Origin of the sequence: Pelotomaculum sp. FP (assembly GCF_004369245.1) — a bacterium.
Classification (GTDB): Bacteria; Bacillota; Desulfotomaculia; order Desulfotomaculales; family Pelotomaculaceae; genus Pelotomaculum_C; species Pelotomaculum_C schinkii.
This window is the reverse complement of record NZ_QFGB01000005.1, coordinates 1-18,165: the sequence shown is the minus strand read 5'-3', so window position 1 is coordinate 18,165 and position 18,165 is coordinate 1. Positions and strand designations below refer to the sequence as shown.

Genomic DNA, 18,165 nt, shown 5'->3' with positions numbered 1-18,165 from the left:
TTCGCTGCTAATTATTACTCTTTTTTGTAAAAAAAGGGTACGTTCATCTGAGCCCTAAGAAGGGGCGGCCGGATCTAGCCATTAAACATCTGCACAAACATCTTGCCGTAAGGGCCTCCGCTGACTACACCTATCCCTACTTTGGTGTAGTTGCTGTTTAAGATATTGGCCCGGTGCCCCGACGAGTTCATTAAATTTGCGTGAGCGCTGCTAACCGTGGAAGCTCCGGCCAGGTTCTCTCCGGCATAGCTGTACTGCACGCCATACTTCTTCATCATATCGAACGGCGAACCGTAGGTGGGCGAAGTGTGGCTGAAATATCCATTGTCAATCATATCCTGGGCCTTCATCCGGGCCAGTTTGACCAGGGTCGGGTCGCTTTGCAGGGGCTTCAGTCCCGCTTTTGCCCGCTCCTGGTTGACCAGATTAAGCATCTGCTGCTCGTCGGCGGTCAGACCGCTGTCCGTGGTAGGTGTTGTGGGTGTTGTGGGTGTTGTAGGTGTTGTAGGTGTTGTGGGTGTTGTGGGTGTTGTGGGTGTTGTGGGTGTTGTGGGTGTTGTGGGTGTTGTGGGCGTAGTTGGAGTTGTCGGCGTAGTTGGGGTTGACTGAGAACCTGACACCGGCTTGATAAACATCTGTACAAACATCTTGCCGTAGGGCCCCCCGCTGACCACCCCAATACCTACTTTGGTGTAGTTGCTGTTTAAGATATTGGCCCGGTGCCCCGACGAGTTCATTAAATTTGCGTGAGCGCTGCTAACCGTGGAAGCTCCGGCCAGGTTCTCTCCGGCGTAGCTGTATTGCACCCCATACTTCTTCATCATATCGAACGGCGAACCGTAGGTGGGCGAAGTGTGGCTGAAATATCCATTGTCAATCATATCCTGGGCTTTCATCCGGGCCAGTTTGACCAGGGTCGGGTCGCTTTGCAGGGGCTTCAGTCCCGCTTTTGCCCGCTCCTGGTTGACCAGATTAAGCATCTGCTGCTCGTCGGCGGTCAGACCGCTGTCCGTTGGCGCCGGGGATTCTACCGGTGGCTGTGAAGGAGTGGTAACTACCTTTTTCCCTCCGGCAAACATCTGCACGATAATCTTGTAATTACCGCTGGTGATCACCCCAACTCCAACCTGGTCAAAATTGCTGCTCAGCATTTTGGCCCGCGTTGTACCTGAATTCTGCAGCGCGCTAAAGGCTGAACCGATAGTTGGAGCTTTGGCAATGTTTTCTTCCGCGTAAACAAACTCGATCTGAGCAGCCTTCATCATATCCTGCTGAGACCCGTAGGTAGGCGAAGTGTGGCTGAAGTAACCGTTGGAGGCCATGTCCTGGGCTTTTATCCGGGCCAGGCCCGAAAGCGCCGGATTTACCGTGAGTTTCGCCAGACCGGCGTTCGTCCGGGCCTGGTTGATCAGATCGACCATCTGTGATTCATCGGTAGTCAGGGGGACATAGGCGTCTGCCGCCAGGGCTGTTCCCGTTAAGCCCAGGGTCAGCAGCAAGGCAAAAAGGAACATAAACACTAAGGATCTCGGCCTTAGGCCTTTTGACTGGAAGCTCATTAGTTGATTTTCCCCTTTCTTTGTGCCTCCGGAGTTAGCTGACGGGTTCGGTAAAAAGAATAAACCTACCCTTTGAGAGGTGGGACGTTAGACGTGAGATCTGGGAAGTTGGGTGGTAATGCAGCCGTTGGGACATTTGCCGCAGACAACGGAGCGCCTGTCATTTTTCCTCCAACACCCGCTTAATTGGCTGTTTAAATTTCCGCTTTCCGCAACTTTCGTTTAATGTCTCATTTTCTTGTTCTCATGTCCTGGCGCACAACTCAATGGGATTCACCCCTGAGATTGGTTCCTCCGTACCCAAATTTATTGAGATTCGGCCTTTATTCAGTCATCAAGCGCCAGTTAGCTGGTTATTTGGAAAGCTGCGCTATGCGCCCTTGCCAATTACAGCTGCCGGGCCTGCGACTAACATGGTAAAATAAAAATAGGCATGAACAAGATAATGCTTGTACAGCCTACTATACCTGCTAAAGGGACGCGATGGCAAAGCCGGTAATATTAGTTCAAGACCTAAAATATTAGCAACTAAGGTACTTAACTACTGACCTTTCAAATTAACACCTAATTAGAAATAGATGTTAAAATGTAGCAACCTGGCTTATAAAAGCTAAACAAATCTGATCTATACAGGATAATTCAGATTTTCAATGGTTTTTTTATTCTTCTCTCAACATATTCAGGTATTTTCATAGCAGTTCCAAACCTGCTTTTACTGGAAGCGGTTGACAACCGCAGCTTCAATATTCAGGATCTTTAATAAAGTTTCGGCATCTCTCGCAGAAGGACCTGTCAGGAACACTCTGGCCTGTCCGCCGGTGATCAGTTTCCGTATGGTTTCAAGGACCTGTATCTCAGGTGTCCTGTCGGTCTGGAGAGCGTCCTCCCCGTCTCCTCGCAGCGCCGCGACGAACCCATTGTTATAGCCAAGGTTGCTGCCTTCAGCATAACCCTTATCATAACCGGACTCAAAACCCTGGTTGTATCCAAGGTTATAGCCAAGGTTCTTGCCGGCCAGATATGCTTCTTCAGTTAATTTCTTTTTACCAAGCCGGTGGTTTTCCTGACAGCCACGAGCAAAGCTCTTTTCGAAACCACCGGATATGTTATTGCTCATGGTCACCGCCCTTTACCGATGCGCTTAATTCCTGTTCAAACCATAGCATCGGGATAACGCCTTTACGGGCGCCAGTTTTTGATTGCATTGGGGGTGTAAAAAACCGCTCCTAAACCCTCTGTGAGTACCAGACACTCCTGTCCATCCGCCCCATCGACAAAACAGGTCAGAATAAACAATTTTTTCTTCAGCCCTTTTCGAAACCTCTTTAATAACAGTTCATCGAGGTTGTTTAGTTTACCAATCACCTGCCTGGAACCCATAACCACCAGGGAATACCGGCCGTCAGCCTGCCTGTTGAGGGAAATCTGTACAGGTGTTTCACGGCCTTTACCAGACATCTGATGTATCCCTTCAAGATACTGCCGTGCTACCGCTATGGCCTCTTCTCTGTTATTAAATTTGGGACCAATCGCTGGAATGTTTTCTCCCAAAAAAGTCAAGGCAGCGTCGCCTGAGAAAACTGACCGGTAAACCATATGGTAAGCCTCCTCGGTTATTAATATATGGCCGGGATGGCCTAAAGGTGAGGCGGCTTAAATCAAAACTTTAATACTTGCCTGACCTTCACAAACACTAAAATTCAAATCCCAGGCGATCCATCACATTGCTAATCCGGTTAAAAATGGTCAACTTATCCGACCCTGCGAACAACAAGCCCACCGCTTTCCGTTCCTGGTCCAGGATCAAAGCTCCGCTGTCACCCGGTTGGGATATCAACTCGGTAACAACCTGATCGGAAAACCATACCTTCTCATCTTTGTCCATCTCGACCTGCAGCACTGTGCCGACCGATTTTATAGCTCCGTTGGTAAGGCCGGTAGTCCTGCCGCTTTTTTGCACCTTTTTGCCCGGCTTAGCCTCCGCCACTCCCGTGATATCGCCTATTTCAAGAATAGAAGGCGCTACCAGGTCTATTGAATCAATTTTAGCCAGCGCGCAGTCCACCGTGTTCTCAGTACTAAAGCGTTTATAAAACCGGATTTCATAGTCCCTTTTGACTATATTGAGCAGGAAGTTGCCCCCCCGCGCCACAGACGAGGCCACCGGACAATCCGACCTGGCAACACTTTTCTCCAGGGGAACGTAACGCAAAAGTGTACCTATGCGGTCTTTGAGCGTTCCTCCATCGTATGGACCTGGTTGCAGGATGGGGTCTCCGGGTTTGGCCCGGGCCTCCTGAATGCTGGAGCCATTGGCAAGGACATGGTTGTTGGACAACAACATCAGTTCCTTGGTTTGCTTGTCTTTAACCACCGCTCCAAAAGTACCGGCCGTTGACTTGTAGTGTCCTATGCTCACTCCCGGCTGAGCCGGTCTTTCCCTTGAAGTCCTGACTCCAAGCGCGCGGACAACTCCTATTTCAACCACATCGGTATTAAGCCCGCCTATTTTTTCAGGCACCACATGACCACGCATGAGGTTTTCAACAGGCAGCTTTTTTTCCACATAAACAATAAAGGCCGGTTCTCCGGTGTTTTCCGATCCAATCTCCTTATGCCCTATGCCAAGGCCGACAACATTCTGAAGGCGCAACAATTTATCGCGCGTTTTGTTTAGCGCCCTAAAATACCGTTCCATGCGCAAACCCCCTTTAATTGATAAAGGTTGTTCGAAAAGCCTTTCGAACTAGAATTTTTGCCCCTGCACCATCATATGCATGAGTCTTAAAAGGGGTACGCGGCCTAATATGGTGAAACAGGTATACCCAACCGAAATTTTCCTCGTGATTCCATCCCGCCGATGCCGTCAAACCCGGTAATGGTCCCCGCAATGATATCCTTAATAGAAATTGGATCATATATGGAGGTGTAGGCGATTTTCTCCATTACAAAAACCGGGTCGTAGGCGTGAATCATCACACGCTGCGGGGAACTGGCAAAGTTGGCGCCTGCTTTTAGCAGAGATTCATAATGAGATTGGCAGGCGCCGGCAAAAATAACCAGGTCATCCCTGCTTTTCTCATAGTTTCGAGCCACTTTGACCGCTTCCATAAAATATTTGGAGGAGTAGTAATTATCTATATCTTTAAAATTCTCACGTCCCTTTATAAAACCGTCATGCCCGGTAATTACCAGCATGTCGGGAGCATGCTTTTTTAGGAGGTCCTCCACCACCTCAGGCTGTTTCTCCTCAGGGATATTGTAGCCATCGGCGGGAATACTGAGCTGCTTGTAAGTAGTCATACACAAATCCAGGTAATCCCCGTCACCGTCGATATGGAGGACGGTACCAGGTATATCAAACCCTTCCACCTTGCTTTCTTTCTTGGGAGGCTCCTTGTCGCTGTGCACCGCTCTGCCCCAAAACAGTTCACGCTCCCTTTGCCGCCGGGCAAAAATACGGCCCATCTGCTCATTACTCTTCAAAGTAACATCCCGTAGACGGGACATCTGTGCGCCTGGGTCTATCCTGACCAGGTCCTCCATAGGGGCGCTGGCACAGAGTCTTGTATATACTCCCTTCAGCCTGGCGAATTTCTTCCCGTTACTGTATTCAAAAAAATCTATGATTTTAAAATAAATGTCTACACCATAAGACTTGCGCCCCACAACATCTCCCTTATGAAACTCCTCCATGACCAATACCCCTTTTAGGTTTTTCTAATATCATATGAAGGGAGTAATGGTATTGGGATAGTGCAAGGTCGGTAACTTTTCATTAATTTTTCCATATATTACACATTAAGAAACCGGTTTTTAAAAACACGGGAGTGATAAGATGCTGGCTGCTGTAGTGCCGATCAAAAATGAGGAAAAAAGGTTGGAACGGACAATTGAAACCCTTTTGTCCATTCCGGCTGAACTGATTATTACAGTCATTAACGGGAGCAACGATAATTCCTACAACATCGTCCGGCACATCCTGACAGGAAAAATTTTGCCCTTGCACTTCACAGAAACCCTTGGGTTTGATATCCCGCGGGCGATTGGGGCAAAAGCAGCGCTGGAAAGGGGGGCCACCACAGTATTGTTTATAGACGGCGATATGGACGGAAATATTTCTGAAAAAATAATGGAACTTGCCGACATAGTTGGCAAGGGCGCCGACATGGCCCTGACCGACTGTTACCCGGGGGAAAACATTAAAGACCTGTCCCACCTGGCCAACCATGTCCTCAAAGTCCGTTACCAACTGAACCAGACTCTGGGGCTGGAACAAAGCCTCGGCACAGCTTCACCCAGCCACGGCCCACACGCGGTCTCCCGCCGGCTCCTGCTGTCTGTTCCACTGCGTGAGCTGGCCATTCCACCGGTTTCCCTGGCTCTGGCCGCTAAAGGAGGCTTGAAGGTACATGTCGGCACCAGGGTGCCGCATAAAGAGCTGGGTTCACCCCGCAAAAATACCCGTCATGCCCAGCTTATTGCCGAAACAATCATCGGGGACTGCATGGAAGCCATAAACGTTTACCACGGCCAAGAACGCCGCCGCGCCTGCGGGCAGGTGGAGTACGACGGTTACCATTCACAGAGGCGCTGGGACATTTTAGACAATTATCTGGGTGGATAGTAATCAGGCTCCAGACAAAAGGGTGAAGCCGGCCAGAATACGCCGGCTTCACCCTTTTTAAATATAAATGGCAGCATTCGTTGAAATTGAACATAGTAGTTTGCATAAGAGCATTTCATATGGATCTATCCACTGCTCAAGGCTGCTTAGCTATCCACATCTTTAGGTCCGTAGTCGCTGGGTAGGAAACCTTGACCGTCAAGACTTCCTTCTGCACCGCTTTGATTAAAAAAGACCTCCAGGCTCCACCAGGAACATTTTAAGAAAACAAGGTAGAGCTGTTTTTTTATTTACAAAATGTTAACCGTATGACAAGGTAATTAAGTTTTGTCACGTACGGCCTAATGCTGTGGGTAGAACTTGCAATGCGAATCACGTTAAAATACTTTATGTTATATTTTATATTGTTATATTACGTTTAAGGTTGTATAATGAAATAAACAATGTTTACTGAAAAAACCAATGTTAGAATTGACTGGTAAGGGCTAAAGCGAAGCTGTGCGCTCTTCAGACATTGGAAACAAGAGTGAGAGGCTCCATATAAATGGGGGCCATGGCAAATATTAACTCGTCACCAGAACAACACCGGACAATACCTATATATCTCAAAGTTATGATCTCAATGTTCTGATCGTTCGGCCCATTACAGCCGATGAAGGAAAAGCAATGGAACGACTTAGTGAATGAGCATCACTATCTGGGATTCCGACACTGACCGGCAAGACGCTCAAATACGTAGCCGTGTTAAACGATCGTTGCGCTGATTGGCTGGGGCGCTTCCCCCTTTAAAAGCAGCCACCGTGAAAAATGGATTGGCTGGTCACAAGCGCAAAAAGCAAAACGGTTAATCTTTGTTGTTAACAACCAGCGGTTTTAGCTCCGGATAAAGCAGACAGTGGATATCTGTTGGAAACTGGTCTATTGAAAATTCCCTGCACTGGTGCGTGATGTAACCTTTGATGAAGACCGCTCGCATATCCGGACCGGCTCTGCTCTCCGTGTTTTTGCTACTATACGTAACCTTGTTATCAGCTTATTACGATTAAAAGGTGTGAAATCCATTGCCTCCGGTTTGCGTAATCTCAGCTGGAATACTCAACGTGCTTTGGAGTTAAGTGGTGTTTAAACTGTTTGTTTGTGACTTTGACGTGGTCCTGGTAGGTAAAGCCAATTTTAGATGTCTTGGAAGCCTTATTTATCAAGGGCTTGGCGTTTTGGAATCGTCTCATACCTAGTAAGAATTTTGCCACGGGAAATAGCTAGTTATATATTTGTCGTCTACAGCAGGCTATTGAACCTAAATAAATAATGTTAATTAAAAAGCCTTGCAATGATGTAACATGGAGGTTTTTTAATCTCGCACCTAAGTATGGAATGGGGTGAATCCAATGGGCTAAACCTTAAATTAAGAATGCTTTACAAAAAAACTACAAATTTTGTAAACACAAAAACTAAATGAAAGGATGAAATATAGTGAACTGGAAAAAAATTTGCCTTACTTTGACCATAATAGGCTGTTTTATACTTGCTCCTATGAGCGCAACTAATGCCTCTGGAGCAACGCAACCTGATAATACAGATATAGAATTAACTTATTCAGAGATAGAATTACTGCCAGACGGTGGCAAAGCTTATATTTTTTACATTGATGGTGTAAAAAACAAATACCTCGTCCCACCGGAAGGATTTAATCCCCTTACAGCAACTGATGAACAACTTGAAGAATATTGCTTACCTCCTAGACCAAAGGATGAAAAAGGATTAACTGAATGGCAAAATAATATAATTTATTATAAAAGAACTTCTTCTGAACCAAAGCTTAAAATAATTAGACACATATCACAGAAATCAGATAACATGGCAGTTAATGAGATATCAACCAGCAATTTAACAGCTAGTAATTATCCATCTCAAAACTGGTCTGGTTATTACGGCACCGCAGCTTTATTTAAATTTACTTCAGTTCAAGGTATATTTATACAACCTACAGAACAACCCGATTCAGTTCTTAATTCATATGAGTGTTCTTGGGTTGGTATTGGTGGAATGTTCGGTAGCGGAAAGTTAGAGCAAGTAGGAACGATGATGCATAATTATGAATATTATGGATGGTATGATTATTTTGCTCCAGGTACTGATAAAAGATTGATTGCTCTACCAAGTCCCATACACCCCGGTGACCGAATTCAAGTATGTGTATGGCATCATGAAGATACAAATTTAGCTTGTTACTCTGTTGCAAATTTAACTACAGGAACTTGGGATCCTGTTGTGGTTGAATCAGCCAATCTCTACTATGATCCTTATTATGTGGAATGGATAGAAGAGCGTCCAGTGGTTAATGGGGCATACACAACACTTTCTGATTACGGTACTATCACCTGGACAAATGCTTATGCCGCTGATTCAAGAAGTACTAACATAAATAGTTTAGGTTCATATATTTATAACGCAATAACAATGTATGATGGACAAAAAATTATATCGCAGCCCGATCCACTTTTAACAAGTACTTCTTTTATTGATCGCTATATCCATAATCCTTAAACTTATAGATACCTATCAATATTTACCAAAGATCTTACGATGTCAGTAATGACTATACTATTCTTTAAATGTTACCACTCGCAAACTGGCAGTAATAAAACTAATCACAATGACGTTGTTTAGGGACTATTTGGATTTTAGCGGGAAAATTGTTAATCTATGCAGAAAAGACGTCTCATTACTAATTAAATTTAACATGAGACTAGGAGATCGTCAAAGTCGTGATTTTATCAGTATATTCTGCTGATGCTCCCTTAATGACACTATATACCATGTTAATAATCTACTTTGACGAATCCTGAACATGAGACGGCTGACGCTCCTCCGAAACTCCATAAAGAACACCAGTTTTTACGCGGTTTCTCCCATTCGCCGGGCTCCACTTATACCGGTGTGGTACTTGACGTTGGTTCGACTGACTTTCGCAGGGTCGAACTCAAAATGGTGTTTCAACTTAACATATCTTTGTAACTTGAGCGTTGATCAGTTGATATCAACGTCAAACCATCACCAAAGCAGGTTAGTGTAGTAATAAAAAAGGACCACGCCGCCCACACTTTCTCTTGTCTCGGAGCCGGGGTCGCTTACGGTGGGCACGTTCCGACCTGGGTATCTACCCCTATTCCGGGTGAAAAGCTGTTAGAAATCAAAACTTTTAGAATGATTTTATTGAGCGATATCATTACTTGGGTTCCTACTATCATAGAAGATATTTTATCAGACAGGAGATTGTTTCATGAAGTAAAATAAAATATAAGCATATAATATGCCCCCGCTTGCAACCTTTTGTGACTATACGGCCCAACATGACAAGATGTCCATGGAACTATGTACGCCTCCCAGTAGGAAAAGTATATTGCCTACTGGGAGTAAAGACCAAGTGCACGTTTCCAATCTCAGTTTTTTTAAAGGGTGGATGATATTCCCGTGTACTATAAATAGAAATAAAGGCTCTACATGCTCCCAGAGAGCAGATAAATAGGTTAAATGCGCAAAAGTCAGAGTAAGAAACTGAATTTCGCCATACTGCCTTGCAGGTAGTGAGTGAATACTATCAAGAAAGCGAGTGAAAATTCTTGCGCTTGAAAGCAACTGCCATTACCGTTTTAACTGTGGTTCTGTTCTGCGTGACGGCTTTCAGCTCGTTTGAACCCGCTGCGGCTGGAACCACTGCTCCCATACTGGAAACCGCAGCCCCACCTATCGCAAAAAATTGGGTTTTGCTAACCGGTACCCTGGTGACACTTACGACCACTACCCCGGAAGCAACTATTTACTACACACTGGACGGCAGTACACCATCAATGAACAGTACAAAGTATAAAGGGGTATTCTCTATCCCTGAGGACTGCATAACCACCATCAAAGCCATTGCCGTCAAAGCCGGCATGAACGACAGCCGCGTGATGACGGTGTCGTATCTTGCGCCTCATGGAAGTGGATTTCAGCCAATGGACATACCAATAACCACCCCAACAGTTATTATAGCTGACGAACTTCATAAAAACCTAGCCATAACCCAGGATACATTGAACCTGAACACCCCTGTTACGATTAGCGTTCAGAACATTGGTAATGACAACAAAATCAACGTAATTGCACTTATGAAAAAGCCCGTATCCGGCACCATCACTACCAGCGCCCTGCCGGCCATAAACATAGCAGTCCGTACAACAACAAACAGAACGCCGGTGCAAGTTGCGATACCTGCAGGAACAACCATAAACGCTCCTTCAGATTGGGGCGGCACAATTTACTTACCTGTAGTTGAACCCGACATTGCGGCCTCATATCTGTCTTCGTTAACGAATACCACAGTAAACACGGTCATTGAAGTGGGCTGCGGCAATGTGCCGCTAACTTTCAACAAAGCGGTAAGGCTTCTTATACCCGATCAGGCCGGCAAAAGCGTGGGGTATTACCGCAATGGGGTATTTACCCAAATAACCAGAATTTGCGACCTGGATAATCAAAACTGGGCGGATTTCAACATACCTGACGGTTCAGATGGCGTAATCAATGTCGGCAACGACTTGGTGATCTGGACCAAACACTTCACCGAGTTCTTTACCTATACCCAGACCATACCTGTTGATGGTGGCATTACTCCAGTACCCACGGGGGTAAATTCCATCAAGGACCCTGCCACAATTGCCCCCATGGACAATACGGCAGCAACTGGCAATAATATACAAAATAACCAAGTGACTTTAACAGACATCAACAGTCACTGGGCCCAGAACAACATCAATAAACTGATGGCAACCGGCTGCATAAGCGGTTATCCCGACCTCACCTTCAGGCCCAATAACCCCATTACCAAAGCTGAATTCGTCACCTTGCTGGTAAATGCCTTCAAATTGGCGCCCCGGAACAGCAATGAAACATTTACAAACGGTCATTGGGCTAGAGACTCTATTGCCACGGCAGCAGCCAACGGGATAGTCAACGGTTATGACACCGGTACATTCGGCCCAGATGATTTGATTACCCGTGAACAGATGGCCATGATGATTGTCAAGGCAACCAAGCTAGCCCCTGTACCAGGTGAAACCCAGTTTGCCGACAGCATCGATATTTCGGATTGGGCCAGGGAAGCAGTTGCCACCACTGTTACAAATGGGATAATCAAAGGATATCCCGATCACACTTTTAAGCCTCAAGATAAAGCTTCAAGAGCCGAGGCTGTAACAGTTATTGCGAATATGCTAAAGTAGTTGATGAAATAATATTCAGATAGATGCAGTTTCCTTAATTAAAAACGATCCGACACATATCCAGGTTTGTAAAACCATAAAATAGATAACAGTTGAAGCCTTGTTGCTAACTTTCGCAACAGGCTTCATTTGTTAAAGGAAGATTACCACTGCAAATCAGGTGAATATGGTTTCCTGCAAATACCATCTCTACATATTTCGAAGGAAAAGAACCTGCTCAACCGCAAAACCAAATAAGCCGGTGCGGAAATAAAAACCGGCGGTAAATACTGTTGCCCGGATTGCTGTTGTCAGAGGAATTTGTTATTATTACCGGAAGAAGGACATCCTGCCTTGAGTCACGGGAGGCGATGGGGAATGAACTGGGGAATGAACTTTTTAATAGGATTGGCAACAGGGCTTTTCGGAGGGCTTGTCGGAATCGGCGGCGGTGTGATCATGGTCCCTCTGATGGTAGGCGTCCTCAAAATGGGCCAGCTTAAAGCACATGGCACAAGCCTTGTGGCGCTTGTCTTTACCGGAATAGCAGGGGCTGTCACTTACGCCTTGGAGGGTTCGGTGGACATAATGGCCTCTGTGCTTCTGGCGTCAACCGCCATTTTCACAGCCAGGGCCGGAGCGCGTTATGCCGATGCGCTTCCTGAATGGAAGCTTAAGAAGTCCTTTGGCTTATTTTTACTCCTGATCACCCTGCTGCTGTTACTGAAACCTTATATACCACATATCGCCGAACCAGCCACGGGATGGTTTAAAATTATTATCCTCTTATTGACCGGGGCTTTTACCGGCTTTCTCTCAGGGATGATGGGGGTCGGAGGAGGTACGATAATGGTGCCTGCCATGGTCCTTTTGGCCGGTTTACCTCAGTATACGGCGCAGGGCAGTTCCCTGCTCGCCATGGTCCCTGCCGGAGGGGTTGGCGCGTTCACCCATTGGCGTCTCGGAAACGTCAATACGAGTATCTTAGCGGGATTGGTCCCCGGCATCATAATCGGCACATTTTTTGGCAGTTCCTTCGCCCATAACCTTTCGGAAGGTGTTTTGCGTATCATATTCGCGGCCGTGCTGACCTGGTCAGGGATTAAGTACTTAAGAACGCCCGTTACCGAAACTGTTGAGGAGAATCAGTAAGCGCCGGGACATCCGGCCCGGGAGGGCGCGATGCGGGGGCGAATGGTCATTTTCCGTGTACATTATTTGGTGTGTTTATCCGCCACGCTTGAGGCGCCGTATGCCTCAGGCTTAATTTTAGCCGTAAAGCCGCTCCCTGTGACCATGCCCACGACCTCGCGAATGAGGTCTTTGGTCTCGCCTTGCACACCTACATCAATATGTATTTCCACGTTTAAATCAACAAAGCCCTCGTCGGCAAAGTACTTATGGACCAGCCCGCCCACCTCCAGGCTGAGCGCTGTTTCGTAGAATATTTTTTGCCGCAGGCTTTTTATTTTGCGCTGAATTTTCTTACGATAGAAATAGCGGGCTCCTTTGCCCAGGCGATGCACGATAACAGCCGTAATGAAGCAGGTTTCTGTTTTTACCATGGAGTCGGAGCCGATAATGATTTTATAGGAAGAAGTGGGCAGGCCTTTGATGTAATTGACAATATCTGTCATCATCTCATTAAAGCCCATACGTCCCCTGGTAGGGCTTATGAAATTCATGATACCCCCTCCTTCCAGTAATACAACATTCCCGTTACAAACCCGCGCAAAAATCCAGGTAAGCCCCGGTCAGGCAAGCAAATTCAGCCAGGGCCAAGGTCTCACCTCTCCGGGAGGCGTCAATACCACAGCGCTGCAGAACCTTAAGCCAGGTTGCTTTGTCCGGACCGAGCCCGGAACCATCCAGAGAATTCAGCAGGGTCTTGCGGCGCCGGCCGAAAGCAGCCCTGACCAATTTAAAGAAAGTTTTCTCATCCCGTACGGAAACAGCCGGTAGGGCCCTTTGGGACAAACGGACCACCGCGGAATCTACTTCCGGGGCCGGGAAGAAGACGGTACGCGGCACTTTAAAGAGGATTTTAGACTCGGTAAAATACTGCACAGCCACACTCAGCGCTCCGTATTGCTTGACGCCGGGCCCGGCTGCCAGGCGCTCAGCCACTTCCAGTTGGACCATGACTATGGCCACAGAAAAGTTAAAACGGTTCATCAGCAAATGCATTAAGAGCGGGCTGGTAATGTAATAAGGCAGGTTGGCAATCAGCTTATATTTTTTCCCGCCGCTGCCAAACAATCCACCGGTTTTTTCCCCTGCCAACCGGTCAAAGTCTGTCTTTAAGGCGTCGCCTTCGATAACCTCTACATTCCCGGCGCCCTCCAGGGTTTCCGCCAGTACCGGCAATAGGCCGCGGTCCACTTCCACAGCCAGTACCTTGCCGGCGTTTTGGGCCGCCTGTGCGGTCAGCGCCCCCAGGCCGGGGCCTATCTCAAGGACCAGGTCGTCCAGCGTTAACTCAGCTGAATCCAGTATCTTTTTTATTATATTCAAATCCACCAGGAAATTTTGCCCCAGGCTTTTGCGGCAGGATATATTGTGGCGACGCATAATAGAACGTACGGCAGCCGGGGAAGCAACCTGAATCAAGGAGGAACCCCCTGTTTATACCAAATTTTAGTGATAATTCGACATCAGTCTGCCGGTTTCCTTTATTATTCCCTGTTTTCCCCAGAACAAATCAATATCAGGCGACCTGTGAACTATCTAATTCATTGCTTCTTATTTTTTCCCAAAACAAAAAGGACCTTGCGGTCCTTTTTCGCTTGCCCTTTTATTATTCGAAGAAATAAACCTTTACGGTCCGTAAACCCCATCTCCTGGCTTCACTTTCCGATTCAAAAAAGAGGTCAATCCGGTTGCCCCTGATAGCGCCCCCGCGGTCCCGGGCAGTTGCGTAACCGTATCCTTCCACATACACTCTGGTACCGAAAGGAATCACCGATGTGTCAACCGCCATTACCCCGTAACGGGGAGGTACTCCCGAGGCGGTGTTGTAGCCGGTGTAGGTATAACCCGAAGCCACCATCTGTCTAACATCAGAGTACCTGATGTTTTCACCGCCCCGCGACACCACCATCCCGCTTCCGACCAAAATCTGCCTGTCTACCGGAGGAGTTATTACCTCCCGTGAAACCAACTGGCGGCTGACCTCATTACCATCCCTGTACACCACCTGCCAGGTCTGGCGCTCGCTTCCGTCCTGTCCTTCCCGGACCACCCGGGTAGCGCCTTCTTCCAGCTTGACGGTATACTGTTTTTTCGTTTCATAATTGATTGGTACTTCGCTCTCCTCGGTAACAGTGCGTGCCCTGGCCACCCGGACCTGCATGCCCGGGACCACAGGCTCTTCTACGCCCGGGGAGACCTCGTCCTCGGGTCCAAGGTTGATGCCAAACTCAAAAAGAATATCTCCTACTGTCCGTCCCCTGGTTCTGGCAGGCGATGCGCTTCCGTCAACGACCAGGTTGAAATCAACCGCCCGGTTGACCGTAACCACCATACCTTCTTGCAAAGGTGTTTCGGGAGCTGGAATCACTTCATCCTTTTCGAGCAAAGAGATTTTCTGGGCTTTCAGAAGACTTCCCACTGTACCCGAAAAAGTCCGGACCGCTTTCTCATTCCCGTCAACCAGTACCACCACGGACTTTTGAGCCCAGGTGTAACCGCAGAACATAAGCGCGATAATAACGGCGCCAACAACAGCCCGGAGGAAAAAAGCGCCCCGCTTACCGGGGTCCCTGTCTTTGTTATTTTCCTTTTGACTTCCCAACCTCAGCCATCCGTACCAATTCATTAAATGCCTCCTTTACACAAGTCCGGCACTCATGTCGGGTAAAATTAACCATTCCTTCTTTCCAAATCACAGTTTTTTAGCACGCTTGCAAGAGAAATTATAGCAATACACATTTTCATTGGCTATGGTGCCGGTAATTTCCTAACACATTTACATCTTACTACGAGTTGGCGGTTTTGGATAGGGTGAATTTTTGTCGAGCTTTTGTAAATTTATGGCATTATATTGTTCTTTTAAATCTAGAAGGAAAATCTCTTATGATAACGAATTTTCTACACTTATAATATCTTTTGCCGTTTGCATTTTAACAAATCTGAACTGGCGGAGGTGATGTCGCTTCCAGGTTAAGCCAGGCCGACCACACCGTGCCGGCAAAAAATTAAAGAGAAGTATGAGTACTTAACGCAAAACCAAGGAGGGAAATTTGGATGTTAACAAACAAGAGGATTCTGGTTCTAATGATTCTGGTACTGGGCCTGGCTCTGGTCCTCACGGGCTGCGGCGGCGACAATAAAGCTACCAGTACGGGCGAAAAGGTTATCAAAATAGGTTTCATCGGCCCCCTGACCGGTGACGTCAAAACTTTTGGCGAGTCAACCAAGAACGGTTTTTTATTGGCCCTGGAACAGGCCGGCAACAAGGTGGGCGATTATAAGATCGAATATGTGACCGCCGACGACCGCAACGATGCCACAGAGGCAGTTAACGTGGCAACCAAGCTGATTGCCGAGGACAGAGTCAAGGCTATTGTCGGCTCGGTTACCTCCAAGACCACCATTGCCGCCTCTCAGCTGGCCAATGACAACAAGGTGGTCATGATTAGCGGGACCGGCACCTCCCCCAAGGTCACTGTGGACAATGACAAACGCAAAGACTTTATTTTCCGGGCCTGCTTTATCGACCCGTTCCAGGGTACCGTTGCGGCCAAGTTTGCCACAGAAACCCTCAAGGCCAAAACCGCGGCCATTTTATATGACCAGGGCAACGACTACACCATAGGACTGTCCAACTTCTTCAAGGAGCAATTCACTAAAAACGGAGGCCAAATCCTGGCGATGGAAGCCTATGCGCAAGGCGACGTGGACTTCTCCGCGGTCCTGACCAACATTGCCAAGCAGAAGCCCGACATTCTCTACCTTCCCGATTACTATCAGAAGGTCAGCCTGATTGGCAAGCAAGCCCGTGAAAAGGGCATCAACGCTATCTTCCTGGGCGGCGACGGCTGGGATTCCACGGAACTTGACTACAAAACCATGGAAGGCGGCTATTTCACCAGCCACTACTCCCCCGATGATCCCCGTCCGGAAGTCAAGACCTGGGTAGATTCTTACAAGAATAAATACAATGCGGTACCTGACGCCTTTGCCACTCTCGGCTATGACGCGACCAACCTGCTCTTAAACGCCATTAAAACCGCCAACAGTGACGACCCGGCCAAGATCAAGGATGCCCTGCAGGCCAGTAAGGAATTTGCTGCTGTGACCGGCAAGCTTACCTTCGATAAGGACGGCAACCCCATCAAGCCGGCTGTTATTTTACAGATTAAGGACGGCAAGCAGTCCTATGTCACCACTGTAACCCCATAATAATATAGCGCCGTACATACCGGCCGCAGGCTATCAACCTGCGGCACGGTAGCCTGACAAGTCCATTAGGATTTTGGGGAGGGGGAGAGAACGGCCCCCTCCCCGGTTTAAAAAAACGGAGCTTCACCTGATTTTTTTAGTTTCGAACCACTCTATCTGATCATTTTTAAACCTGTCCCGTAAGGACCGGAAAGCGTAGTTTATCGGTCGTAGATATGGGGGTTGACATGTTGGAACATGTAATCGGGCAGATTATCAACGGTCTGCAGCTTGGCTTTATGTACGCTTTGATTGCCCTGGGGTACACCATGGTGTACGGGGTGGTTAAACTGATCAATTTTGCCCACGGCGACGTCTTCATGGTAGGCGCTTTTGTCGGTTATTTCGGCTTCAGCCAGTGGGGCATGCCGGTACCGGTGGCGGTCCTCACCGCTATGGCGGTTTGCGCCGTTCTAGGCGTGGTCATAGAAAAAATCGCGTACCGCCCACTACGGTACGCGCCCAAAATTGCCGCCCTGATCAGCGCCCTGGGTGTGTCCCTCTTTTTAGAGTATTTCTCCAGCCTGAAATTTATCTTTGGACCTAATTACCGGGTCGTCCAGCGCCCTTTCGAAGAGGTCCACTGGCAATTGGCCGGCATCTCCGTCTCGAATATCCAGGTCATGGTCATGGTCGTGGTGATCCTGATGCTGCTTATGCTGCAATATCTTCTATTCAGGACCAAAATCGGCATGGCCATGCGCACGGTATCGCTTGATCACGACGCCGCCCGCCTGATGGGTGTTAATGTGGACAGCGTTATTTCTGCTACTTTTGCCATCGGTTCAGCTCTTGCCGCCGCCGGCGGTGTGCTTTACGCCATCGCCTATCCACAAATTCAGCCTTTTATGGGCATTATGCCCGGCCTCAAGGCTTTCACCGCGGCAGTGCTGGGCGGGATCGGGATCATCCCGGGCGCGGTTTTAGGCGCTTTGATTATGGGCCAGGTGGAAACGCTGACAGCCGCTTTTTTATCGTCCCAATTGAGGGACGCCATCGCCTTCGGTATCCTGATCCTGGTGTTGCTGGTACGGCCCTGCGGCATTCTGGGTAAAACCGAGACCGAGAAAGTTTAACCAGGGTAAAGGATGGTAAACAAAATGAAGCAGAAATACACCCAAACCATATTGATTATTGCCGCAGCCGTAATCTTTTATGCTTTAATTAACATGAGTTATGCAGTTATAGGTAAATAGCCCCAGTTCCATAGCCATAAAAATGGATGTGGAGGCCAGAAATTTTCGATGAACCTTGAAAACCGATCGCCAGTTGTGTCAAAATAGACTTGGATTTG

14 protein-coding genes and 1 riboswitch are annotated in these 18,165 nt (G+C 47.7%); of the genes, 6 read left to right on the top strand and 8 right to left on the bottom strand.

Annotated elements, in window-relative coordinates:
- Positions 1 to 74 precede the first annotated feature (74 nt).
- From Psfp_RS22110 to yabG, 5 genes are all read right to left on the bottom strand, one after another.
- Positions 75 to 1,499 (bottom strand): CAP domain-containing protein, encoded by a 1,425-nt coding sequence (locus tag Psfp_RS22110; RefSeq protein ID WP_243120454.1) that lies wholly within the window; start codon positions 1,497 to 1,499, stop codon positions 75 to 77.
- Between the two features lie 67 nt (positions 1,500 to 1,566).
- A riboswitch (cyclic di-AMP (ydaO/yuaA leader) is annotated at positions 1,567 to 1,891 on the bottom strand.
- Between the two features lie 380 nt (positions 1,892 to 2,271).
- Positions 2,272 to 2,676, bottom strand: coding sequence for a hypothetical protein (locus tag Psfp_RS03305; RefSeq protein ID WP_134217128.1), 405 nt, complete (start codon positions 2,674 to 2,676; stop codon positions 2,272 to 2,274).
- A 62-nt stretch (positions 2,677 to 2,738) separates the two neighbouring features.
- Entirely contained in the window at positions 2,739 to 3,155 is a 417-nt protein-coding gene (locus tag Psfp_RS03300; RefSeq protein WP_134217127.1) for a hypothetical protein, read from the bottom strand.
- A 97-nt stretch (positions 3,156 to 3,252) separates the two neighbouring features.
- On the bottom strand, positions 3,253 to 4,257 hold the full coding sequence (locus Psfp_RS03295) for a hypothetical protein (RefSeq protein WP_134217126.1): 1,005 nt from the start codon (positions 4,255 to 4,257) through the stop codon (positions 3,253 to 3,255).
- Positions 4,258 to 4,361: 104 nt separating this feature from the next.
- Entirely contained in the window at positions 4,362 to 5,255 is an 894-nt protein-coding gene (gene yabG, locus Psfp_RS03290) for a sporulation peptidase YabG (protein WP_134217125.1), read from the bottom strand.
- Between the two features lie 142 nt (positions 5,256 to 5,397).
- Between yabG and Psfp_RS03285 the strand changes: the two genes are divergently transcribed.
- From Psfp_RS03285 to Psfp_RS03265, 4 genes are all read left to right on the top strand, one after another.
- Positions 5,398 to 6,186 (top strand): glycosyltransferase, encoded by a 789-nt coding sequence (locus Psfp_RS03285; protein WP_134217124.1) that lies wholly within the window; start codon positions 5,398 to 5,400, stop codon positions 6,184 to 6,186.
- Between the two features lie 1,473 nt (positions 6,187 to 7,659).
- Positions 7,660 to 8,733, top strand: a complete 1,074-nt coding sequence (locus Psfp_RS03275; RefSeq protein WP_134217123.1) for a G1 family glutamic endopeptidase — start codon at positions 7,660 to 7,662, stop codon at positions 8,731 to 8,733.
- Between the two features lie 1,076 nt (positions 8,734 to 9,809).
- Positions 9,810 to 11,450: an S-layer homology domain-containing protein gene (locus tag Psfp_RS03270; RefSeq protein WP_134217122.1), complete on the top strand. Its 1,641-nt coding sequence runs from the start codon at positions 9,810 to 9,812 to the stop codon at positions 11,448 to 11,450.
- A 369-nt stretch (positions 11,451 to 11,819) separates the two neighbouring features.
- Positions 11,820 to 12,581: a sulfite exporter TauE/SafE family protein gene (locus tag Psfp_RS03265; protein ID WP_134217214.1), complete on the top strand. Its 762-nt coding sequence runs from the start codon at positions 11,820 to 11,822 to the stop codon at positions 12,579 to 12,581.
- A 62-nt stretch (positions 12,582 to 12,643) separates the two neighbouring features.
- On the opposite strand, the gene Psfp_RS03260 is transcribed toward Psfp_RS03265, so the two are convergent.
- The 3 genes from Psfp_RS03260 to Psfp_RS03250 form a co-directional block, all read right to left on the bottom strand.
- Positions 12,644 to 13,114 (bottom strand): ribonuclease H-like YkuK family protein, encoded by a 471-nt coding sequence (locus tag Psfp_RS03260; RefSeq protein ID WP_134217121.1) that lies wholly within the window; start codon positions 13,112 to 13,114, stop codon positions 12,644 to 12,646.
- Positions 13,115 to 13,148: 34 nt separating this feature from the next.
- The gene (gene rsmA / locus Psfp_RS03255; protein WP_134217120.1) at positions 13,149 to 14,039 is read right to left on the bottom strand and encodes a 16S rRNA (adenine(1518)-N(6)/adenine(1519)-N(6))-dimethyltransferase RsmA; all 891 of its coding nucleotides are present in this window, start codon (positions 14,037 to 14,039) and stop codon (positions 13,149 to 13,151) included.
- A 187-nt stretch (positions 14,040 to 14,226) separates the two neighbouring features.
- The gene (locus Psfp_RS03250) at positions 14,227 to 15,246 is read right to left on the bottom strand and encodes a ubiquitin-like domain-containing protein (RefSeq protein WP_134217119.1); all 1,020 of its coding nucleotides are present in this window, start codon (positions 15,244 to 15,246) and stop codon (positions 14,227 to 14,229) included.
- Between the two features lie 428 nt (positions 15,247 to 15,674).
- Here Psfp_RS03250 and Psfp_RS03245 point away from each other — a divergent pair, with 428 nt between their 5' ends.
- The gene (locus Psfp_RS03245; protein WP_134217118.1) at positions 15,675 to 16,832 is read left to right on the top strand and encodes an ABC transporter substrate-binding protein; all 1,158 of its coding nucleotides are present in this window, start codon (positions 15,675 to 15,677) and stop codon (positions 16,830 to 16,832) included.
- Between the two features lie 230 nt (positions 16,833 to 17,062).
- Positions 17,063 to 17,947 (top strand): branched-chain amino acid ABC transporter permease, encoded by an 885-nt coding sequence (locus Psfp_RS03240; RefSeq protein WP_134217213.1) that lies wholly within the window; start codon positions 17,063 to 17,065, stop codon positions 17,945 to 17,947.
- The last annotated feature ends 218 nt before the right edge of the window (positions 17,948 to 18,165 follow it).